The 21519-nt window shown below is 70.5% G+C and carries 16 protein-coding genes and 2 tRNA genes; 14 read left to right on the forward strand and 4 right to left on the reverse strand.

The genetic code is table 11. From position 1 onward, the window contains the following. Positions 1-290: 290 nt before the first annotated feature. Positions 291-1157, reverse strand: a complete 867-nt coding sequence (locus AB0D14_RS12735; RefSeq protein WP_362777671.1) for a bifunctional DNA primase/polymerase — start codon at positions 1155-1157, stop codon at positions 291-293. A 454-nt stretch (positions 1158-1611) separates the two neighbouring features. Here AB0D14_RS12735 and AB0D14_RS12740 point away from each other — a divergent pair, with 454 nt between their 5' ends. The 9 genes from AB0D14_RS12740 to AB0D14_RS12780 all read left to right on the forward strand — a co-directional run bounded on the left by AB0D14_RS12740 (position 1612) and on the right by AB0D14_RS12780 (position 11114). Continuing rightward, positions 1612-1923 carry a hypothetical protein gene (locus tag AB0D14_RS12740; protein ID WP_362777673.1) on the forward strand — a complete coding sequence of 104 codons (312 nt, stop codon included), beginning with the start codon at positions 1612-1614 and terminating at the stop codon, positions 1921-1923. 322 nt (positions 1924-2245) lie between these two features. Next, positions 2246-3511 (forward strand): acyl-CoA dehydrogenase family protein, encoded by a 1266-nt coding sequence (locus tag AB0D14_RS12745; RefSeq protein WP_362777675.1) that lies wholly within the window; start codon positions 2246-2248, stop codon positions 3509-3511. Between the two features lie 116 nt (positions 3512-3627). Next, complete coding sequence (locus tag AB0D14_RS12750) at positions 3628-4566, forward strand: bifunctional MaoC family dehydratase N-terminal/OB-fold nucleic acid binding domain-containing protein (protein ID WP_362777854.1); 939 nt, start codon at positions 3628-3630, stop codon at positions 4564-4566. Between the two features lies 1 nt (position 4567). Next, complete coding sequence (locus AB0D14_RS12755; protein WP_362777677.1) at positions 4568-5683, forward strand: acyl-CoA dehydrogenase; 1116 nt, start codon at positions 4568-4570, stop codon at positions 5681-5683. A gap of 17 nt (positions 5684-5700) precedes the next feature. Beyond that, positions 5701-6207 (forward strand): MaoC family dehydratase, encoded by a 507-nt coding sequence (locus AB0D14_RS12760; protein ID WP_362777856.1) that lies wholly within the window; start codon positions 5701-5703, stop codon positions 6205-6207. After that, positions 6204-7376, forward strand: a complete 1173-nt coding sequence (locus AB0D14_RS12765) for a lipid-transfer protein (RefSeq protein WP_362777678.1) — start codon at positions 6204-6206, stop codon at positions 7374-7376. The genes AB0D14_RS12760 and AB0D14_RS12765 overlap by 4 nt, the downstream gene beginning before the upstream one ends. A 195-nt stretch (positions 7377-7571) precedes the next feature. Beyond that, positions 7572-8444: a DUF1906 domain-containing protein gene (locus AB0D14_RS12770; protein ID WP_362777679.1), complete on the forward strand. Its 873-nt coding sequence runs from the start codon at positions 7572-7574 to the stop codon at positions 8442-8444. Positions 8445-8668: 224 nt separating this feature from the next. Continuing rightward, a complete protein-coding gene (locus AB0D14_RS12775; RefSeq protein WP_362777681.1) occupies positions 8669-9214 on the forward strand; it encodes a SigE family RNA polymerase sigma factor in 546 nt (181 codons plus the stop codon). Between the two features lie 253 nt (positions 9215-9467). Next, a complete protein-coding gene (locus tag AB0D14_RS12780) occupies positions 9468-11114 on the forward strand; it encodes a long-chain fatty acid--CoA ligase (protein ID WP_362777859.1) in 1647 nt (548 codons plus the stop codon). 169 nt (positions 11115-11283) lie between these two features. Here AB0D14_RS12780 and AB0D14_RS12785 read toward each other — a convergent pair whose 3' ends face one another. Then, positions 11284-15957, reverse strand: a complete 4674-nt coding sequence (locus AB0D14_RS12785; RefSeq protein ID WP_362777682.1) for a PAS domain-containing protein — start codon at positions 15955-15957, stop codon at positions 11284-11286. Positions 15958-16226: 269 nt separating this feature from the next. Then, positions 16227-16694 (reverse strand): SSI family serine proteinase inhibitor, encoded by a 468-nt coding sequence (locus AB0D14_RS12790; protein WP_362777684.1) that lies wholly within the window; start codon positions 16692-16694, stop codon positions 16227-16229. 279 nt (positions 16695-16973) lie between these two features. Here AB0D14_RS12790 and AB0D14_RS12795 point away from each other — a divergent pair. From AB0D14_RS12795 to AB0D14_RS12805, 3 genes are all read left to right on the forward strand, one after another. Further along, positions 16974-17064 (forward strand) — tRNA-Ser (locus AB0D14_RS12795). A 231-nt stretch (positions 17065-17295) separates the two neighbouring features. After that, positions 17296-17368: transfer RNA gene (locus AB0D14_RS12800), tRNA-Arg, on the forward strand. A gap of 223 nt (positions 17369-17591) precedes the next feature. After that, entirely contained in the window at positions 17592-18524 is a 933-nt protein-coding gene (locus AB0D14_RS12805; protein WP_362777687.1) for a DUF2797 domain-containing protein, read from the forward strand. 263 nt (positions 18525-18787) lie between these two features. Here AB0D14_RS12805 and AB0D14_RS12810 read toward each other — a convergent pair whose 3' ends face one another. Further along, a complete protein-coding gene (locus AB0D14_RS12810) occupies positions 18788-18958 on the reverse strand; it encodes a hypothetical protein (RefSeq protein WP_362777689.1) in 171 nt (56 codons plus the stop codon). 153 nt (positions 18959-19111) lie between these two features. Between AB0D14_RS12810 and AB0D14_RS12815 the strand changes: the two genes are divergently transcribed. Together AB0D14_RS12815 and AB0D14_RS12820 are read left to right on the forward strand one after the other, a co-directional pair. After that, positions 19112-19852, forward strand: a complete 741-nt coding sequence (locus AB0D14_RS12815) for a response regulator transcription factor (RefSeq protein ID WP_362777690.1) — start codon at positions 19112-19114, stop codon at positions 19850-19852. Beyond that, entirely contained in the window at positions 19849-21519 is a 1671-nt protein-coding gene (locus AB0D14_RS12820) for a HAMP domain-containing sensor histidine kinase (RefSeq protein ID WP_362777693.1), read from the forward strand. Before AB0D14_RS12815 ends, AB0D14_RS12820 begins: the two co-directional genes overlap by 4 nt.

Consider the following 21519-nt stretch of genomic DNA (forward strand, 5'->3'; position numbering starts at 1 on the left):
GCGGTGGAGGGGGCTGCCACAGCGTCCGGCCGTGCGATGCCCAACGGTCCAAGGCGCCCGTGCCGGGCCTGGGCAGGTAGCGCGCAGCAGGGACCAGCGAGTGATATCGGGGGCGCACACACCTCCAGCAAGCACCACCAGCGGGCCGTGGGGAACGGCAGTACGTTGGCCGGCGCGTGCACGCGTTGAACGCTTGAGCGTTTGTGAACCATCTCCTGGGCTCGCAACCACCCACCCTTGAGTGTGGAGATGCCGATGCCGCCCTTGCTTCTGAACTGCCTGCCGCGGCGCTAGAGGCGGTGGCTTGCCATGCGGGATGCCGAGGTGATGGTTGAGCGGGCCTCGCGTTCGGTGAGGCCCGTGCGGACGGCGGCGTCTACGAGGGCCTCGGTCAGGTGCGGGCCGAGGTCGTTCTCGTACGCGCGGCAGGCCGCCCAGAACAGGCGGGTGTTGCGCTGACCCTCGTGTGCGGCGAGGACGAACTGGACGAGGCCCTGGCCCTGTTGGCTCGTCGAGGCCGCCGTGGGGGCGTGGGATCGGGGCGGTGGCATGAGGAGGCGCAGCAGCGAGGCCGGGCAGGGGGCGGGCGCCAGGTGGGCGGTGCCCGGGGCCGTGCCGTAGACGCCGTGTTCGGTGCGTGAGCCGGGGCCGACGAGGTAGCCGCCGGCGCCGCGGATGTCGATGCCGGGGGCCAGACGGCCTGCGGAGTTGGGGACGACGACGTCGGGTGGGCCGCTCAGCCAGAGATGGCGGCCGCCGCTGGGGGTCAGCACGACGACCGTGTCGGGGATCGTGAACAGGTGGCGCAGCGCCAGTTCCCGTAGAGCCGCGGACGAGTCCGTATCCGACTTGGTGTCCAGGTCGATGCCGATGAGGTGGTGCGGGTCCAGGCCGCAGGCGATGCCGTAACCGGTGGCCCAGGGGGCGGCGGCGAAGAGTTCGCGTATGCGGCGGGGGTCGGTCGAGGCGTCGTACACCCCGTGCCCGAAGCGGCCGCACTCGCCGTGGCAGGGCGGTGCCGTCGGGTCGTCGCGGTGTGGAGAGCGCAGCGCAGGAAGCTTGGTTCGGGACAGGGGGATGACGGCCAGTCCGCGTTCGGCGGCTGACAGGGCGTGTGCGAGGGCCAGCGTCGTGGCCTGCCGGTCGATGGTGGCCATGACTCTATGTTCGTACGGGTGTTCGAAAAAGGGAAGAGGTGCGGGTGGGTGCGGCCGGAGCCCCTGGGGGGTGGCGGGGCCCGGAGCGGCCGGGTCGGGGTGCGAAAACCTGCCCGGCGAGATGGGCCGAAAAGGTGACGGAACGCTTGCAGGGCGCTTCCGGAGCGCTTCCGGAACGGTTCATCCCTTGCGTGTATGGGGTTGAGATGTCCACGCCACCCTGAACTGCCGTTTTGAGGGCGCGAAGGAGGTTTATCGACATATCCTCACGCTTGCGAGCTAATAGCGGCTTACAGGGTGGTTCGCCGGGGATTCGGTGGGCAATTCTGATCCCGCGACGTCGTGAACGATCACCGAGGCGGTCGGCCAACTGCCCCGGAACAAGCCGTACTCGGCCAGTCCTGACCTAACCGGTCCTGACTGGTACGTACTTCTCGCTCTGGAGGAACAGAACATGGCAAGCATCCGTATCGCCCGCGTTCTCGCCGCTGCGGCAGCCATACCGCTCGCCGCCGCCCTCTTCTCGGGGGTGGCGACGGCCGACAGCGGCTCCTTCGCGGACAACGGATCGAACGCGGCGGCGGCGAGCGTCGGCGGCAGCGGTGGCGGTGGTGACAACTTCGGCACCTCGTCCACGACGCAGCAGCAGGCCGTCGGCTCCGGCGCCTCGAACCGGAGCAGCACGGCTCAGGTGAACGGTTCCGAGTTCACGGCCATCGACCAGTCGAACGAGGACATCGCCGTCAACTTCATCGAGCTCTGGTGAGCCGGCGGCCGCCGGGGACTGGAGGCCCCTGACGGCCGTAAGCCTCCACAGTGGGGTGATTTGTGGGGTGTAACACGCCTGCGCGGCGGTGCTTCGGCGCCGCCGCGCAGGCGTTTTCGCTCGTGCGTCGCGCTCGTCATGCGGCGCTCGTCATGCGGCGTGCGTCGTGCGTCGTGCGTCGCGCTCGTTGTACGGCGGGTTCGCGGCCGGAGTTGCGTGACGTTGCCGCCGCAGCAAAACCTTGACAGTGACATGTATCTGACGGACAGTCAGAAACCCTTGTCCGTATCAGTACGAGGTCAGTCCCGGGAGGGCCGTCGTCGTGCATCTCGCCCCCACCGAGCGCCAGCGACAACTGCGCGCCGAACTCCGCGCGTACTTCCGGGCCCTGATGCCGGGCGGTCCGCCCCCCGCCGGTACCGACGGACACCGGGCGCTGTTGCGCCGGATCGGCGCCGACGGGTGGCTGGGACTTGGCTGGCCGGAGGCTTATGGCGGGCAAGGGCGCGGCGCCGACGAGCAGTTCGTTCTCTTCGACGAGGCATACCGGGCGGGCGCCCCGGTGTCCATGGTCACGCTGAACACGGTCGGACCGACGCTCATGAAGTACGGGACCGAGGAGCAGAAGGACTTCTTCCTGCCGCGGATTCTGCGCGGGGAACTCGTGTTCGCGATCGGGTACAGCGAGCCGTCGGCGGGGACGGATCTGGCGTCGCTGCGGACGCGGGCCGTGCGGGTCCGCCGCGAGCCCGTCAGGGAAGCGGATGGGGGCGCGGGCGGGGACGGGGACGGAGATGAGAACGAGGGTGGTGGTGACGGCGGCGAGGGGGGTGCGGAAGGGCCTGGCGGTGAGTGGCTGGTCGACGGGCAGAAGGTGTTCACCTCCAACGCCCAGCACGCCGACTGGATCTGGCTCGCCTGCCGCACTGACCCCGACGCGCCGAAGCACAAGGGCATCTCGATCCTGCTCATCCCGACAGACGCTCCCGGGTTCTCGTGGACGCCCATCGAAACCGTGGGCGGGTTGACCACGACGGCCACGTACTACGACGGAATCCGTGTCCCCGCGTCCCGTCTCGTCGGAGAGGAGAACGGTGGCTGGGGGCTCATCACCAACCAGCTCAACCACGAGCGGGTCGCGCTCGCGGCCATCGGTATGCAGGCAGAAGACTTCTACGCGGCCGCGCTGGCCGCGGTCGCCGCACCCGATCCAGTGACTGGGCGTCGCAGGGTTGACGAGCCGTGGGTGCGTTCCAGGCTGGCCGAGGTGCATGCCCGACTGGCGGCCACACGCCTGCTCAACTGGCGTTTGGTGGGTGATGTGGGGGCCGGCCGACTGGCGCCGGGAGAGGCCAGCGGCGTGAAGGTCGTGGGAACCGAATCGGCCGTCGCGGTGTATCGAATGTGCCAGGAAGTCGTCGGATCGGACGCGCTGGTCCGTTCCGGTTCGCCGGGCGTCTTCGAGGACGGCGAGCTGGAGCGGTTGAACAGAGCGGCGCAGATCAACACGTTCGGGGGCGGGGTGAGCGAGGTGCAGCGGGAGATCGTGGCGACGATGCGGCTCGGGATGACGAGGGGGCGGCGGTGAGCGAAAGGACCGTAGCCAGCGGGGAGGGAGCGCCGACCGTGGGCGTGGCCGAGGGCGGGAACGCGGTCGCGTACGAAAACGAAGCCGGGGACGTGTACGAAAACGAAGCCGGGGACGTGCGCGAGGACTTCTATACGCGTCTGAAGGCGTACGAGGGGCGGGAGGCCGCCGTCGGAGGCGTGGGCAAGGACCTCGTCAACGAACCGATGATCCGGCACTGGTGCGAGGCGATGGGGGACACGCATCCGGCGTATGCGGGAGCGGACCCCGTCGCGCCGCCCACGATGCTCCAGGCCTGGACGATGGGAGGGCTGTCCGGACACGGGCACGGGGGGCGCTCGGAGGCGTACGACGAGTTGCTCGCGCTGCTCGACGGCGCCGGGTACACCTCGGTGGTCGCCACCGACTGCGAGCAGGAGTACCTGCGGCCACTGCGGCCGGGGGACCGGATCACTTTCGACGCGATGATCGAGTCGGTCTCCGAGCGCAAGACGACCAAGCTGGGCACGGGGTACTTCGTCACGACACGGATGGATGTACGGGCAGGGGACGAGCCGGCGGGGACGCATCGGTTCCGGATCCTCAAGTACGTGCCCGCGGGGCAGCGTCGGAGGAACGGCACGGCGGAGAGCGCGGCGGCTTCCCGGCCCAAGCGGCCCCGCCCCGTCGTCAATCGGGACAACGCGGGTTTCTGGGAGGGCGTGGCCCGGCACCGGCTCCTCATCCAGCGGTGTGAGAAGTGCAGGACACTGCGTTTTCCCTGGCTGCCGGGCTGCAACGCCTGCGGATGCCTGGAGTGGGACACGGTCGAGGCGGCCGGCGAGGGGACCGTCTACTCGTACGTGGTGATGCATCACCCGCCTTTCCCTGCCTTCGAACAGCCGTACGCCGTGGGGCTGGTCGAGCTTGCCGAGGGCGTGCGGATGATCAGCAACGTCGTGGGGGTGCCGCACGACCGCGTACGGATCGGGATGCCGGTGCGGCTGGAATTCAAACGGGTGGACGAGGAACTGGAGCTGCCGGTCTTCCGGGCCGCAGAGGGGAGCGGGGGCTGACATGGACTTCACACCGACGGAGGAGCAGATGGCGGCCCGCGATCTGGCCGCGCGGATCTTCGGTGATCTGTCCACGCACGAGCGGCTCTCAGCCGCTGGGTCGGGCAGCGACGGTGAGTTGTGGAAGGTGTTGTGCGAGGCGGGGCTGCCGGCCGCCGTCGAGGACACAGGGCTCCTCGGGCTGGTGCTCCTCCTGGAGGAACAGGGACGGACGACGGCCCAGGTGCCGTTCGCCGCGAGCTGTGTCTACGGGCTGCTGGCGGTCTCGGCGCACGGTTCGGTCAGGCAGCGGGAGCGGCTGTTGCCGGGGATCGCGGACGGAACGGTCGTGGTGACCGGCGCCCTGCCGGCGGCCGCCGTACGGATGGGCCGGCGCGGCGAGTTGAGCGGGGTGGTCCCCGTGGTGCCGTGGCTCCGCGACGCCACGCACGTGCTGGTCGCCGACGACACACACCAGTTGTGGCTCGTACGGACCGCCGACGCACGGTGTGAACCGGTCGAGTCGACGGCCCCGTGGTCGGCCGGACGCCTGACCCTGGCCGCCACACCGGCCGAACGGCTCGGCGGCCCTGAAAGAGGCGGAGAAGAAGAAGCCGAAGAAGAAGCCGAAGCAGCAGGAGAAGCAGTAGCAGGAGCGGTCGGTAGTGGGGGCGCCGTCGCGGCGTACGACGACGTGCTCGCCACTGCGCGTACCGCCTTCGCGGGGCTGCAGGCCGGGGTGTGCGCAGGCTCGGTGGCCAGGGCGGTGGAGTACACCAACACCCGCGAGCAGTTCGGACGGCCCCTCGCGGCCAAACAGGGAGTCCAGCTCCGTGCGGCCGACGCCCACATGGATACCGAGGCGATACGGGTCACGGCGTACGAGGCGGCGTGGCGCAGGGACGAGGGACTGGACTACGCGGGGCACGCCCTGACTGCCGCCTGGTGGGCGTCGGAGGCGGGGCATCGGGTCGTCCACGCCGGGCAGCATCTGCACGGCGGCGTGGGAGCCGATCTCGAATATCCCGTGCACCGGCACTTCCTGTGGGGGCGGCAACTGAGCGCGTACCTGGGGTGCGGAAGCGAACTCCTGCAGGAACTGGGCGAGTTGATCGTGCACGGGGAGGAAGACGCATGACCACCGAAGCCGGGCCATTGCGGGCCGGGGACACCTTGCCGCCGCTGGAGATCGAGATCACCCGCACGCTCGTCGTCGCCGGGGCGATCGCGTCGCGCGATTACCAGGACGTGCACCACGACGCGGAGTTGGCACGGCAGAAGGGGTCGCCGGACATCTTCATGAACATCTTGACGACCAACGGGCTGGTGGGGCGCTACATCACGGACCAGTTCGGGCCCGGGGCCGTGCTGCGCAGGGTGGCGATCAGACTGGGCGCGCCCAACTACCCGGGCGACACCATGGTGCTGACCGGCGTGGTGGAGGACGTTCAAGGCGACACGGCGACGGTGCGGGTCGTCGGCGCCAACGGCATCGGCCGACACGTCACGGGGACGGTCACGGTCACAGCGCCGCGGACGGCGACCACGACGGTCCCGGAGGCGGATGGTGCCGCAGCCCGGAACGCGGAGGCCCGCAACGTGGAGGCCCGGAAGGCGGAAGGTCGGAAAGCCGAGGCTCGGAACGCGGAAGGCCGGACATGAGCGTACGGACGAGGGACAGCCTCGGTGGGCGGGCGGCTGTCGTGGGGATCGGGGCCACCGAGTTCTCCAAGGACTCGGGGCGCAGCGAACTGCGGCTCGCGGTGGAGGCGGTGCGGGCCGCGCTGGACGACGCGGGGCTCACACCGGGCGACGTGGACGGCCTGGTGACGTTCACGATGGACACGAGCCCCGAGATCACCGTCGCCCAGGCGGCCGGCATGGGTGAGTTGTCCTTCTTCTCGCGGGTCCACTACGGCGGCGGGGCGGCCTGCGCGACCGTCCAGCAGGCCGCGCTCGCGATCGCTGCCGGGGTGGCCGACGTGGTGGTCTGCTACCGGGCGTTCAACGAACGGTCGGGGCGGAGATTCGGCTCCGGGGTCCAACGCAGGGAGCCGTCGGCCGAAGGGGCCGCGCTCGGCTGGTCGCTGCCTTTCGGGCTGCTCACGCCCGCGTCCTGGGTGGCGATGGCGGCCCAGCGCTATCTGCACACGTACGGGCTGACACCCGAGGTGTTCGGGCAGGTCGCGGTCGTCGACCGGAAGTACGCGGCGACCAATCCGGCGGCGTACTTCCACGGGAGACCGATCACGCTCGCGGACCATGCGGCGTCGCGCTGGATAGTCGAACCGTTGCGGCTGCTCGACTGCTGTCAGGAGACCGACGGCGGTCAGGCCCTGGTCGTCACCTCGGCGGAGCGGGCGCGTGACCTGCCGCATCCGCCGGCCGTGATCATCGCAGCGGCCCAGGGCGCGGGGCGGGCGCAGGAGCAGATGACCAGCTTCTACCGGGACGACCTGACGGGGCTGCCGGAGATGGGCGTGGTGGCGCGGCAGCTGTGGCGTACGTCGGGGCTGACGCCGGCGGGGATCGACGTCGGGATCCTGTACGACCACTTCACGCCGTTCGTGCTGACGCAGCTGGAGGAGTTCGGGTTCTGCAAACCGGGTGAGGCCGCGGACTTCGTGGCGGAGGAGCGGCTGCCGTTGAACACCCACGGAGGACAGCTCGGGGAGGCGTATCTGCACGGGATGAACGGGGTGGCGGAAGGGGTACGGCAACTTCGCGGTTCGTCCGTGAACCAGATACCCGGGGCACGTCGGGTGCTGGTGACCGCGGGAACGGGCGTTCCGACATCGGGACTGATTCTGGGTTCGGACGGTCGGGACTGATTGGGTTCGGGCGGTCGGGACTGATTCTGGGTTCGAGCGGTCGGGACTGATTGGGTTCGGGCGGTCGGCACTGGTCCTGGGTTCGGACGATCGGGGCTGATTGCGGGGCGGACGGATGAATGTGGCGCGTGTCCGGGCCCGGCAGCGCGGGCGGGGCCGTTGACTCGGTCCATGCGTTGGTTGCGATATCACAAGATGATCTTCGGACTCGGGTTCGTGCTGGTCCTGCTGGGGCTCACGGCGGCACCAGCGGCGGAGGCGGGGTCATGGTCGCCGAGTGGCGCCGCTCCAGCGGGCTCCCAGGTCCCGGACAAGGGTCCCCATGGCCCGGACTCCGGCGCGAGAGCCGAGCCGCTCACGTTCAAGGGCCGCGCGTTCGACACCTGCCGGGCGCCGTCCGCGGACACCATGCGGCGATGGCGGGCGTCCCCGTACCGGGCCGTGGGTGTCTACTACGGCGGTCGCGCGCGAGCCTGCTGGTCACAACCCCATCTGAGCCACCGCTGGATGCGGACGGTGCAGGGCCAGGGCTGGCGGGTGCTGCCGCTCTATGTGGGCTCGCAGTCGACCTGCGTGTTCGCGCGGCACAAGAAGAACGTTCGGATCGGGCGGCACCCCTGGAAGCAGGGGGCGGCGGAGGCCCGCGACGCGGTGAAGAAGGCGGCAAGACTCGGTATCCGGCCGGCGAGTCCGCTCTTCCTGGACATGGAGGCCTATGCGTACGGGAACAAGAGGTGCGCCCGCACCACGCTCCTGTTCGTGCGGGGGTGGGACCGGGAGGTGTCGCGCCGGGGGTATCTGCCGGGGTTCTACAGCAGTGCCGCGTCGGGCGTCCGTCATATGGAGCGCTCGCGGCGGGCCGGTGTGCCGGATCTGCCGTCAGTGGTGTGGTTCGCGCGCTGGGGCGTACGGAACGGGCTCCACCGTGAGCCGGTACTGCGGAAGTCCGCGTGGGCGCCTGCGCGGCGCATCCACCAGTACGCGGGGAACGTACGTGAACGGCACGGCGGCCGTACGCTGCTGATCGACCGCAATCTGATGCACGCGCCGGTCGCGCGCATCGGCTGAACCGCCGGAGCGCCGCCGTACTGCTCTCGCACCACGCCGGGGGCCGGGCTACTACAGGGGGTGCACTGTGGGAGCCGTCTCTCAGGGGTGAACCCTCAGAGGTCCGGAGCCTCGCGTCCACCTTCAGGAGGTGGGGCCTGCCCCCCTCCTACAACCTGAGGCGGACAAGGCTTCGGGACCTGCGGCCGATCCGCTGGAGTAGGGGGCGATCCTAGCGTGGAGCCATGACCACATCCGTCTGCACCAGCGCTTCGAACGCAGCGACGCGGACCCATGCGTACCCGTCGTTCGCCTCGTACGTAAGGGCTCGCCAACCCGTGTTGCTGCGTACCGCACGTTCGCTGACCGCGAACCCGTGCGACGCGGAAGACCTGCTGCAGACCGCCCTCACCAAGACGTATGTCGCATGGGAGCGGATCGAGGACCACAGGGCGCTCGACGGCTATGTGCGGCGGGCGCTGCTGAACACGCGGACGTCGCAGTGGCGCAAGCGGAAGGTCGACGAGTTCGCGTGCGACGAACTCCCGGAGGCGGAGGGCCCGCCGGCCGGGGACCCGGCGGAGCAGCAGGCACTGCACGACGCGATGTGGCGCGCGATCATGAAGTTGCCCGCGCGGCAGCGGGCGATGGTCGTGCTGCGGTACTACGAGGACCTGAGCGAGGCGCAGACGGCGGAGGTGCTGGGCGTGTCGATCGGTACGGTCAAGTCGGCGGTGTCGCGTGCGCTGGGCAAGCTCCGTGAGGACCCTGAGCTGGGCCCGGTGCGCTGACCGGCGCGGCGGAAGCACCGAGCGCACGGGCGAGCCGCACGGGTGAGCGCACGGTCGGGCGAGCGCAGAGCAGAGAGCGTAGAGGGCGGAGAGCGGGCAGAAGGGGAGCGCACGGCCGGGTCGGCAAACCGTGCCGTTACGTGATCGATCGCCCGGCAGTAGTGACATACCGCGCGGTATGTGAGCAGAATCAGCCCAACCCTTACTACCGCGTAGGCAACGTCGCCCCCGGGAGGACACCGTGCTGAGCACGATGCAGGACGTACCGCTGCTGATCTCAAGGATCCTGACCCACGGGTCGACGATCCACGGTTCATCTCAGGTGATCACCTGGACCGGTGAGGGAGAGCCACAGCGGCGCTCGTTCGCCGAGATCGGGGCACGGGCGGCCCGGCTGGCGCACGCGCTGCGTGACGATCTCGGAGTCCGGGACGACGACCGGGTCGCGACCCTGATGTGGAACAACGCCGAGCACGTCGAGGCGTACTACGCGATCCCGGCCATGGGCGCGATCCTCCACACGCTGAACCTCCGGCTGCCTCCCGAGCAGCTCGTCTGGATCGCCAACCACGCCGCCGACCGGGTGGTCGTGGCCAACGGTTCGCTGCTCCCGCTGCTCGCGCCGCTGCTCCCGCACCTCAAGACGGTCGAGCACGTGGTCGTCTCCGGCCCCGGTGACCGCTCGCTGCTCGACGGGGCGACCGTCCAGGTGCACGAGTACGAGGACCTGATCGCGGGCAAGCCGGACAGGTACGACTGGCCCGCGCTGGACGAGCGCCAGGCTGCGGCCATGTGCTACACCTCCGGCACGACGGGCGACCCCAAGGGGGTCATCTACTCGCACCGTTCCATCTACCTGCACTCGATGCAGGTCAACATGGCGCAGTCCATGGGCCTCACCGACGCGGACACGTCCCTCGTCGTGGTCCCGCAGTTCCATGTGAACGCCTGGGGTCTGCCGCACGCGATGTTCATGACCGGTGTGAACGTGCTGATGCCGGACCGTTTCCTGCAGCCCGCACCACTCGCCGAGATGATCGAGCGTGAGCGTCCGACGCACGCGGCCGCCGTCCCCACCATCTGGCAGGGCCTGCTCGCGGAGCTCAAGGCCAAACCGCGTGTGGTGAGTTCGCTGACCCAGGTCACCATCGGAGGCTCCGCCTGTCCGCCCGCCCTCATGCAGGCGTTCGACGAGCTGGGCATGCGCGTCTGCCACGCCTGGGGCATGACGGAGACCTCGCCGCTCGGTACGATCGCGCGGCCTCCGGCCCATGTGGAGGTGGGTTCGGACGAGGAGTTCGCGTACCGGCTCACCCAGGGTCGTTTCCCGGCCGGTGTCGAACCCCGGCTGGCCGGCCCGGGTGGCGAGCGGTTGCCGTGGGACGGCGAGTCCGCGGGTGAGCTGGAAGTGCGGGGCCCCTGGATCGCCGGTGCGTACTACGGCGGTCAGGGCGTCGGAGCCCTGCGCCCTGACGACAAGTTCAGTGAGGACGGGTGGCTCAAGACCGGTGACGTAGGCACGATCAGCCCCGACGGCTTCCTGACCCTCACCGACCGCGCCAAGGACGTCATCAAGTCCGGCGGAGAGTGGATCTCCTCGGTCGACCTGGAGAACGCCCTCATGGCCCACCCCGATATCGCCGAAGCGGCGGTCGTCGCCGTCCCGGACGACAAGTGGGGCGAACGTCCGCTCGCAACCGTCGTGTTGAAGGAAGGCGCAAGCGCCGACTTCGACTCCCTGCGGTCCTTCCTCGCCGGCGAGGGAAAGATCGCCAAGTGGCAGCTCCCCGAGCGCTGGACGATCATCGAGGCGGTGCCGAAGACGAGCGTGGGAAAGTTCGACAAGAAGGTGCTGCGCAGGCAGTACGCGGCGGGTGAACTGGACGTTACCCAACTCTGACAGCACGGCACGGCGCACCACGTCTGACAGCACGGCACAGAACTACGGCACGGCACGGGGAGCCGGACCCCTGGTGGGGCTTTGGGGTGGGGTGCTGTGCGGGTGGGGCGGTGTGCGGGTGGGGCGGTGTTTCACGTGAAACACCGCCCCACCCGCACGTGCGGACGTTCTAGTTCGTGCCGATCCGGGCCAGCAAGTCCACGATCCGGTCCTGCACCTCGACACTCGTCGACCGCTCGGCCAGGAACAGCACCGTCTCCCCCGCCGCCAGGCGCGGCAGTTCGGTCTGGTCGACGGCTGCGGTGTAGACGACGAGCGGGGTGCGGTTGAGCTGGCCGTTCGCGCGCAGCCAGTCGACGATCCCGGCGCGTCGGCTGCGTACCTGCATCAGGTCCATCACCACCAGGTTCGGCCGCATCTGCCCGGCCAGCGTGACCGCGTCCTCGTCGGACGAGGCCCGTGCGACCTGCATCCCGCGCCGCTCCAGCGTCGAGGTCAGCGCGAGCGCGATCTCGGCGTGCTCCTCGATGAGGAGAACGCGCGGCGGATGCTGCTCACTGTCGCGCGGCGCCAACGCCTTGAGGAGTACGGCGGGGTCGGCACCGTACGCCGCCTCGCGTGTCGCCTGGCCGAGGCCCGCCGTCACCAGGACTGGTACCTCGGCGGCGACGGCGGCCTGACGCAGCGACTGGAGCGCCGTGCGCGTGATCGGGCCGGTGAGCGGGTCGACGAACAGCGCGGCCGGGAAGGCGGCGATCTGCGCGTCGACCTCCTCGCGCGAGTGCACGATGACGGGTCGGTAGCCGCGGTCGCTCAGCGCCTGCTGAGTGGTGATGTCCGGCGCGGGCCAGACCAGCAGCCGGCGTGGGTTGTCCAGTGGCTCCGGGGGCAGTTCGTCGTCCATCGGCTGCGGGTGGGGCTGGTTCGCGACTTCCACCGCGCCGCCGGGGCCGTCGAGCGGCTCAGGGCCTTCGTCGGCGTTCTCGTCGGGGGCCCCTATGGCGTACGACCGGCCGGTGCCCTCGGTGGCGTGGGCGAGCCGGGACTGCTGCCCACCGGCCCCCGGGTGCGAGCGTGCCGCCGAGTCCGCCTGCTCGGCGACGGGCTCGGGGCGGGTGCCGAGCTTACGGCGCCGGCCGGAACCGTTGGTCGAGTGCGGGGGAGGCGTGGGCGCCTGGGGCCGGGGCGCGGCTCCCGTCGGCGCCGTGGGCTGCCCCTGGGCCTGGGCCGCGGGGGCGGGAGACGCCGCCCGTCCGGGCCTGGGCTGCTGGGCGTCGATCATGCGGCGGCCGAACGGGACGCCCTGCCCGAGCGTACGGACGCTGATCGCCTGGCCCTGGGTCGAGTTGGGGTCGACGGGCGGCGCCGCGGCCTCGGCGGGAAGGGGCTGCGCGGCGCGCGGCTGCTCCGGGGCCGGTGCGGGCTCCGAGGCAGCAGACGTGTTGGCTGTGCCCGGCCACTGCTGGGGCGCCGCAGCGGTCTCCGGCTGTACGGGCATGCCGGTGCCGGTGCCGGAGCTGTCGGCCGAGCCGGGCCACGGCTGAGCGGGCACGGCTGTGTCCCCGGCCGGAGCCTCGGCCGCGGTCATTTGAGGTTGGATCTGCGGTTGCGGTTGCGGCTGGGTGGGCCCCGTGGCGGCGGGATTGCCCTGGGCAGGCGTGCTGGGATGCGGGACTCCCCCCTGGCCTGCGGACTCCTCGGCCACTGCGGGCGCCGCAGGCCCTGCGAGACCGGAGGGGGCGGCCTGCCCAGGAATGGGTTGCCCGGGGACTGCCTGTGGCGGAAGAGCCCCGGGGGCGGGTACCGCCTGCGGCGGGAGGGTCTGACCCGGAGCGCCTGGCTGGGAGATGCCCTGCGGGGAGACGGCCTGTCCCGCGGTTCCCTGGGCAGGTACGGGCGCGGGGTGTCCCGGGGCGGGCTGTCCAGAGGCAGGCTGAGCAGGCGCGCCGTCCGAGGGGACGGCTTGCGCGGGGGGCAGATGACCCGGCATGGGCTGTTGCCCGGGAGCGTTCTGCACGGGGCTCGGCTGTCCCGGCATGCCCTGCCCGGGAACCATCTGGCCCGAAGGGCCCTGTGAGGGAAGTGCCTGCCCCTGCCCGAGAACTCCCTGTCCAGGCAGCCCCGGACCGGGAACGGGCACGGCCGGCCCAGGCATACCGGGCGAGGGCGGAACGGGCTGAGCCCCCTGCGTCAAACCCGACTGCCCAGGAACCCCCGGTGCTGCAGCGGTCGTCGCGTCACCTACGCCTACGCCCTTGCCTGTGCCTACAGCCTCGTCCGTTCCCTGCCGAGCCCGTCGGCGCCCGCTGGGCGCCTGCACCGGATGCGGTTGGGGCGGGGTGTGATCGTCGGCGGCGTCGTGCAGGGCCACGTCATGGCGCCCGCCGGTGGACTGGGCGGGTGCCTGGCCGTGGCTCTCGGCGTGCTGGGCGGCGTGCTCGGGAGAGCGGTCCGCCTCGGCGGGCGGCAGCGCGAACACCGCGCGCGGCCCTGCGTCCTGGGCTGCCGCACGTTCCGCCGCGGCGGCCAGCGCACGCCGACGCCGTCCGGTCGGCTGAACTCCGCCACCGTCGGCGTTCCCGGCCGCCCCTGCACCCTCACGGGTACCCGTACCAGCGTCCAATGAGGGAGAAGGCGCCGCGGGCAGTGCGGCCGGCAGGGCCTGTCGGCCGCCGTCCTGGCGCGCGCGCCGTCCGTCGGCGGGCGCGGGCACGCCCTGCGGAGGCACGGTCTGCCCGAGTCCCGTGGCCGCGGCACCGGCACCGGCCGCATGCTCGGCGGCGGTCACGACCGCGCCCTCGGAGACCCCACCGTCTTGGGGGAACCCGCCGTCCCCGGCGGGACTCGGCCGCGCACGCCGCCGCCCGGTTCCACCGTTGCCCTCGGAACCACTCTCGTCCACGGAAGCCTGAGCCGGCAGCGCCAGCTGTCCTCCGTCCGCCCCAGCACGCCTGCGCCGACCGGTGGGCACGGCCGTCTGCGTGGAGGGTCCGACCTCGCTCTCCAGGAACGCGTCGACGGACGCGCGCCGGGCCCGCCGCCGCCCGCTCTGCGGGGAAGCCTGCTCGGGCAACGCGAGCGCGGAACCGACCTCACGGGAGCCCGCTCCCGCTCCCACAGGCGAACCGCCGCCCGGACCCGAAACCCCGCCCGCACCCGAAGCGGCAGCGGGAACCGACCCGGCCCCGCCCCCGATGGGAACTTCGAGAACGAACGCGCTGCCGCTCATCCCGGGGACCTCGTGCGTCTGCAGTACTCCGCCGTGTGCGCGCACGATTCCGCGCACGATCGGCTCGTGCACCGGGTCTCCCCCGGCGTACGGCCCGCGCACCTCGATCCGTACGCCCTCACCGCGCTGCGCGGCCGCCACGACGACCGTGTTGTCCATGTAGCCGCCGGCCGAAACCGGTGAGTTGCCGGTGGAGTCGACGCCGGCGACGTCCGCGATGAGATGCGCGAGCGCGGTCGCGAGCCGCTGCGGGTCGACCTCGGCCTCGATGGGGGGCGCGTGCACGGCGAACTGCACCCGCCCGGGTCCGATCAGCTCGACCGCCCCGTCGACACCGGCGGCGACGACCGCGTCCAGCATCACTTTCGTACGGGTGACGTCCTCCGAGCCGGAATCGAGGCGCTGGTACGAGAGCACGTTGTCGACGAGTGTGGTGATGCGTGAGTAGCCGGCCGAGAGGTGGTGCAGCACCTGGTTGGCCTCGGGCCACAACTGCCCGGCGTCGTCCGCGGCGAGGGACGCGAGTTCGCCGCGCAGCTGGTCGAGCGGCCCGCGCAGGGAACGCCCCAGAACCGCGAGGAGCTGCTCGTGCCGCGCGGACAGAGCCTCGTAACGGTCCTTCTCGCGCTCGGCGAGGGCCGCGTACCGGTCGTCTCCGGCGGCCAGCTCTTCCTCGTGCTGATCGCGCAGCTCGGCGAGCGTTCTGGTGTGCTCCTCCCCGAGCGAGGCCAGCTCCTCGGCGTGTGCCTCGGAGGCCCGCGCGAGTTCCTGCCGATGCCGCTCGGCCTCGGTGTCCTTCTCCTCGGCGAGCGCGTCGTACTGCCGCCGGTCCGTGAAGGTCATCACGGCCCCGACGAGCTGGTCGCCGTCCCGCACCGGGGCAGTGGTCAGGTCGACCGGCACCCTGTCGCCGCTCTTGGACCACAGCACTTGTCCGCGCACCCGGTGCTTGCGACCGGAGCGCAGAGTGTCGGCGAGCGGGGACTCCTCGTACGGGAAGGGCTCGCCGTCCGCGCGCGAGTGCAGCATCAGCGGGTGCAGCTCCTGCCCGCCCAGGTCGCTGGCCCGGAAACCGAGTATCTGGGCGGCGGCCGGGTTGACGAGAACGACCCGTCCCTCGGTGTCCGTGCCCACCACGCCCTCGGAGGCGGCACGCAGGATCATCTCCGTCTGGCGCTGCGAACGCGCGAGCTCCGCCTCCGTGTCGACGGTGCCGGAGAGGTCGCGTACGACGAGCATCAGCAGCTCATCGCCTGTGTAGCCGTAAGCGTCGTACGCCTGCTGCCCGTCCTCCAGGTTCGCGCTCGTGACCTCGACCGGGAACTCGCTGCCGTCGGTGCGGCGGGCGATCATCCGAGTGGGCCGGGTGCGGCCGCTCTCGTCGACGGTCTCGGGCCGCCGCATCGTGCCGGGGATGAGCCGGGAGTCGAACTGCGGCAGCAGATCGAGCAGTCCGCGCCCTACGAGAGCGGTGCCCGGGGCCTCGAAGGTTTCCAGGGCGATGGTGTTGGCGTTGACGACCGTTCCGTTGGCGTTGACCAGCACCAACGCGTCGGGAAGCGCGTCGAGTATGGCTGCGAGGCGAGCAGCGCCTCGGGATGGCCTGCTGCTCACGAGACGCTTCCTCCCTGTTACCGCACCTTGCCGACCGCGGTAGCCATCTTGCCAACGGGGCCGCGACGTGTCACGCGAGGGAGTCTACGGGCAGTGGTTGCGCTCGCGGCGCCGGATGAGAGGGAGGTCGCACGTAGGGGGGAAGCAGAACGCACGCAGAAGACACGGAGAACCTGTGACCGTGTGGGCGCGCCCCGCTCGATGACCGAACCAGCGGCCCCTCCGGACCTCTGGACCCATGAACCTATGAACCCCCTGCTGATCCCTGCCTACGCTCCGAGATCCGGAAGTACGGGGACGAGAGCGTTCCAGCGGGCGATCTCGCACCCGTCACTGCGCTGGTACGTCGCGTCGACGGGTCGGCCTGCCCAGGTGCCCGTGACGTGCGCGGTGGCCGCACCGCCGTACTGCATGGTGCACATCCCGCCTTCCCGCGCCGGCGCGAACGGGCTCTTGCCCCAAGAGGTGCTCCGGTCCAACTGCTCGCAGGCGGCCCGGACGTCGGGATGACTGCCACCCCCCGGATGGCAGTCGAGCTGGAACGTGCCGTCCCGTCCTTCACCCGCCTTGCTCACCGTCACCGTGAGGTGATCGGCACCATCCGCACCGCTCACGGGCAGCGGCATGAGCGGCATGAGGGGGAACGAGTCGGCGTACGCGAGTGACGGCGCGGCGGACAACGCGGCGAAGGACGCGACGGCGGAGGTGGCGACGGTTAGGGCGATGCGACGCAGCATGGGGGGCTCCACGGGGTGCGGCCGGTTTCGTGAGGATCGAGGAGCTTCGAAGTGGCTTCGGACTCCTCCTTCCTCTGTCGGTCGGATCTCCGGCGGCTCTTTGTCGGGGCGGGTGCCCCACTGCTCTAACGCCGTCCGCTCCGTGACGTTGCGCCGCAGGCGGGGGGCTTTGCCCCCGGGCCTTTCCGCCTAGTACCGTAGGGGGCGATTGGTGACAGCCCGCTCGGCTGTGTCATCATCTGCACGCACCATTTCGCGCTCGCGCGGGGTGGTTGTGCTGGAGGCGTCGCCTAGTCCGGTCTATGGCGCCGCACTGCTAATGCGGTTTGGGACGCAAATCCCATCGAGGGTTCAAATCCCTCCGCCTCCGCAGAAGGTCACGAAGCCCCGGTCATCCATGACCGGGGCTTCGACTGTTCCTTGATCGTTACGGGCGCTCCGCAGGACTGTGCTCGGGGGCCGTATTCTGGCCGTTTCCGCAGGTCAGGTCAGGTCTGGCAAACGGATTTCGCCTCACGCCGCCAGTCATGTAATGTTGTTCCCGCAACGCCGACCGGGAAGAAAAGCCCGGAAGGAAGAGCGAACACAACAGAACACGCAAGCACTCGTAGCTTAACGGATAGAGCATCTGACTACGGATCAGAAGGTTGCAGGTTCGAATCCTGCCGAGTGCACACAGTTGAGAAGCCCCGGGACGATGAGTCCGGGGCTTCTTCCGTTGAGGGCGCATCAGGGACCGCCCCTTGGCCTCGGGTGCCGCCGGGGCTCGGGGTGTCGGGTTTTGGCGGACCTCGTCGGCTGACGTTGGATCGCTGGCCCGCAGGTCCGGAGACCCGCAGGTCCGTTGGTCACCGGTAGTAGTCGCGTTGTCAGTGGCGGCCTCTACGCTCTTGAGTGATGGCACAAGTGTGGAAGTGCACGGGGCTTTGGTGGGTCGGGTGTGAGCCCGTGCTGACGTGGGACGGGGGGTGTCGCAGTGCGTTGCCGTGGGGGAAGCAGGTTGCGTTCGCCGTCGTGGGCGGGGGTGCGCGGCGGTGTGTGGGGGCGCGCGGGCACAGCTGTCCCTTGGGGTCCGCGCTGTCCGGGCGGAGTGTCGGTGGCCGGTGCGAGGAGTGTGCACGGCTGGACCGGTCCCATTCCGTCGCCGCGGACACCATCGCCGACGACCCCCGGCCCTACTCCGTCTATCTGGCGTGGTTCGGACCCGGGATGGTCAAGGTCGGCATCACCGCCGTCGAGCGCGGGTCGGCCCGGTTGCTGGAGCAGGGAGCCGTCGCCTTCACCTGGCTGGGGCGGGGGCCGTTGATGTCCGCCCGGCGCAGTGAGGAGTTGCTGCGTACGGTGTTGGGAGTGCCGGACCGGATCGCGTACGACGCCAAGCGGGCCGTACGGAGCGCGCTGCCGGAGGCGGCGGCACGGGAGGCGGAGATTCGGGAGCTGCACGCGCGGGCCGTGGGGCTGGGCGGGTGGCCGGAGGCTTTGGAGCGGATGCCGTTCGAGGCCGTCGATCACGCGGGCGCGTTCGGGCTCGACGGGCTTGCGTCGGCGGTGGCCGTCGTCGTGGAGCTTGTGCCGGGCGGTGTCGTGCGGGGGGAGTTGGTTGCCGCTGCTGGACCCGATCTGCATCTTCGGACCGGGCGGGGGGTCTTCGTGCTCGATACGCGGCTCATGACCGGGTGGGAACTGACCGGGGTGGCCGGGCCGGGCGGAACAGCGGCTTGCGGGACGGAGAGCGGGAGGGAGAGGAGTGAGGGGGCTGAGTGGCTTGAGCGGGGGGCGATCACCGTGCCTGTGCGGGAGGTCGGCGGGGTTCAGGAAGGGCTTTTCTGAGGCGGGCGACCGAATGGTCGAGTGATCGATCCCTTGCGGATCCCCTTTGACAAAGGCTCTGGCCTCGGCACGGCGGCCGGACCGAGAGTGGGCGACATGAGTCATCAGTCAAGAGCGCCTGTCGCCGGTCCTGCACCTGCACCTGCACCTGCACCTGCTGCTGCCGACGCGGCTGCGGCTGGTGTTCGCGCACATGGGCATGCCGGAGTACGAGGACTCGCTGGAGCGGCTCGGGCTGGGGAGAAGTGGCTGCGGGCGGTCTGTCACGACAACAGGGCGCGGCTGTTCGGGCTGTGAGGTGAGGTGAGGAGCTGGCGCAAGCGAGGAACGGGCGCGAAACCAGGGGCAAGGACCAGGACCAGGACCAGGACTAGGACCAGGGGCGGGAGCAGAACGCCGACGGCGACCGTGACGGCGAGGGCGACGGCGAGCATGGTGTGCCGCTGGCGTCTGCGGCTCCTCCGCGAAGGGCAAGGCGGCGTTTCACGGCGTTCCAAAGTGTTCCCTGAGAGGTGCCTGTGGGTTTCTCAGGGAATTCACAGCTTCCCGAAAGCGTGCTCTCAGCGCGGCCCATCAGTGTGTGCGCTATGACCACGACCTCGCCCCAGGGGCGCACCGAACTGCTGAGGCCGGACGGGAGCCCCGTCCGCGTGCTTGTGGTGGACGACGAGCTGTCGATCACCGAGCTGTTGTCCATGGCCCTTCGCTACGAAGGCTGGCAGATCCGCAGCGCGGCCGACGGGACCGGTGCGGTGCAGACCGCGCGCGAGTTCCGGCCCGACGCTGTCGTTCTCGACATGATGCTGCCCGACATGGACGGTCTCGCCGTCCTCGGGCGGCTGCGCCGGGAGATGCCCGACGTGCCCGTTCTCTTCCTGACCGCGAAGGACGCGGTCGAGGACCGGATCGCGGGCCTGACGGCCGGCGGCGACGACTACGTCACCAAGCCCTTCAGCCTCGAAGAGGTCGTGGCGCGGCTGCGCGGGCTCATCCGCCGTTCCGGTGCCGCCGACCGTCGCTCCGAGTCGGTGCTCGTCGTCGGTGACCTCACCCTGGACGAGGACAGCCACGAGGTGTCGCGTTCCGGTGACGGCATCCACCTCACCGCGACCGAGTTCGAGCTGCTGCGGTTCCTGATGCGCAATCCGCGCCGGGTGCTGAGCAAGGCGCAGATACTCGACCGCGTGTGGTCGTACGACTTCGGCGGGCAGGCCAACGTCGTCGAGCTCTACATCTCGTACCTGCGCCGCAAGATAGACGCCGGCCGTGAGCCGATGATCCACACCCGGCGCGGCGCCGGTTACCTGATCAAGCCAGCGGCGTCGTGAGCGGGCGACGACGGCCGCGGACGCAGCGGCGCCGACAGTCCGGGGTTCCGCGCGCGCAGCGGCGCCGGCAGCCTCGGACCCTGCGGACGCGGCTCGTCGTCTCGGCGGTCGCGCTCATCGCGGTGGTGTGTGCGGTGATCGGTACGGTGACGACGATCGCGTTGCAGCAGCACTTGTACGCGCAGCTGGACCGCCAGGTCACCGACACCGCCGATCGTGCCGGGGGTCCGCCGCCGGAGGAGGAGTTGCCCAGGAACCCGAACGGCGGCTCGTCTCCGGGTTCCTCCGGTGGCTCCTCGACGGGCGACAAGCTCGGTGACTTCGTCCGTAAGGGGACACAGAAGGACACCATCGCCGCCGAGGTCGGCGACAACGGCGGGATCACCAGGGCGGTCGTCGCCGTGGAGAAGTCCGCGGACGGCGCCTTCGACCGGATGGCCCCCAAGAACCTCAGCGAGGCGGTGAAGGCCGCGCTCGGCTCCGTGCCCAAGACCGGCAAGCACACTGTCGACATCCCGGGCATGGGCGAGTACCGCGTCATGTACGCCAGCGGTGTCAAGGGCGACTTCTACGTCGCCCTCCCCACCGAATCGGTCACCAGCACCATCAACACCCTGGTTCTCGTCGAGGTGAGTGTCACCACGGCCGGCCTCGTCGCCGCCGGTATCGCCGGGTCCGCCCTGGTCACCGTCGCCCTCCGCCCCCTCCGCAAGGTCGCCTCCACCGCCACCCGGGTCTCCGAACTGCCTCTCCACACCGGTGAGGTGACCCTGAACGAGCGGGTCGCCGAGTCCGAGACCGATACCCATACGGAGGTCGGGCAGGTCGGTGCCGCGCTCAACCGCATGCTCGACCATGTCCAGGGCGCCCTGCACGCGCGCCAGGAGAGCGAGACGCGCGTACGGCAGTTCGTGGCGGACGCGAGCCATGAGCTGCGTACGCCACTGGCGTCCATCCGCGGATACGCCGAGCTGACCAGACGCGGACGCGAGCAGACCGGGCCCGACACCCGGCACGCGCTGGGCCGGATCGAGTCCGAGGCCGGGCGGATGACGGGCCTCGTCGAGGACCTGCTGCTGCTCGCGCGCCTCGACGCGGGACGGCCGCTGAGTTACGAGCACACCGACCTCTCCCCGCTGGTCGTGGACGCCGTGAGTGACGCCCGGGCAGCTGGGCGCGAGCACAACTGGCGGCTCGAACTGCCCGACGAACCCGCACTCGTGCTGGCGGACGCCGCCCGCGTCCAGCAGGTCATGGTGAACCTGTTCGCGAATGCGCGTACGCACACACCTCCGGGTACGACGGTGACCGCGCGTGTGCGCCGCCAGGGAGCCTGGGTGTGCGTGGACGTCCAGGACGACGGACAGGGCATCCCGCCGGATCTTCTGCCGCACGTCTTCGAACGGTTCGCGCGGGGCGATTCGTCGCGCTCGCGTGCCTCCGGGTCCACGGGGCTCGGGCTCGCCATCGTGCAGGCCGTCGCGGCCGCGCACGGCGGTGCGGTGACCGTCGACAGCGTGCCGGGGCACACCGTCTTTACCGTGCATCTGCCCGCGCTGACCCCTCAAGCGCCCCATTCTCATGAGTCGTTCATTTCTCAAACGAATTCACAACCGTACTCACAGGCACAGCACAGTGCGACCACATGGGTGCAACAGGGCGCTTGA

This window comes from Streptomyces sp. NPDC048484, from assembly GCF_040651415.1.
GTDB lineage: Bacteria > Actinomycetota > Actinomycetes > Streptomycetales > Streptomycetaceae > Streptomyces.

Excerpts from the sequence above, each read along its gene's own strand:
- AB0D14_RS12740 (WP_362777673.1), top strand. The coding sequence starts at position 1,612 with ATGGCAAGCATCCGTATCGCCCGCGTTCTCGCCGCTGCGGCAGCCATA.
- AB0D14_RS12815 (WP_362777690.1), top strand. The coding sequence starts at position 19,112 with ATGACCACGACCTCGCCCCAGGGGCGCACCGAACTGCTGAGGCCGGAC.
- AB0D14_RS12735 (WP_362777671.1), bottom strand. The coding sequence starts at position 1,157 with ATGGCCACCATCGACCGGCAGGCCACGACGCTGGCCCTCGCACACGCC.
- AB0D14_RS12780 (WP_362777859.1), top strand. The coding sequence starts at position 9,468 with ATGCAGGACGTACCGCTGCTGATCTCAAGGATCCTGACCCACGGGTCG.
- AB0D14_RS12810 (WP_362777689.1), bottom strand. The coding sequence starts at position 18,958 with ATGCTCGCCGTCGCCCTCGCCGTCACGGTCGCCGTCGGCGTTCTGCTC.
- AB0D14_RS12790 (WP_362777684.1), bottom strand. The coding sequence starts at position 16,694 with ATGCTGCGTCGCATCGCCCTAACCGTCGCCACCTCCGCCGTCGCGTCC.
- AB0D14_RS12805 (WP_362777687.1), top strand. The coding sequence starts at position 17,592 with ATGGCACAAGTGTGGAAGTGCACGGGGCTTTGGTGGGTCGGGTGTGAG.
- AB0D14_RS12765 (WP_362777678.1), top strand. The coding sequence starts at position 6,204 with ATGAGCGTACGGACGAGGGACAGCCTCGGTGGGCGGGCGGCTGTCGTG.
- AB0D14_RS12755 (WP_362777677.1), top strand. The coding sequence starts at position 4,568 with ATGGACTTCACACCGACGGAGGAGCAGATGGCGGCCCGCGATCTGGCC.
- AB0D14_RS12775 (WP_362777681.1), top strand. The coding sequence starts at position 8,669 with ATGACCACATCCGTCTGCACCAGCGCTTCGAACGCAGCGACGCGGACC.
- AB0D14_RS12770 (WP_362777679.1), top strand. The coding sequence starts at position 7,572 with ATGATCTTCGGACTCGGGTTCGTGCTGGTCCTGCTGGGGCTCACGGCG.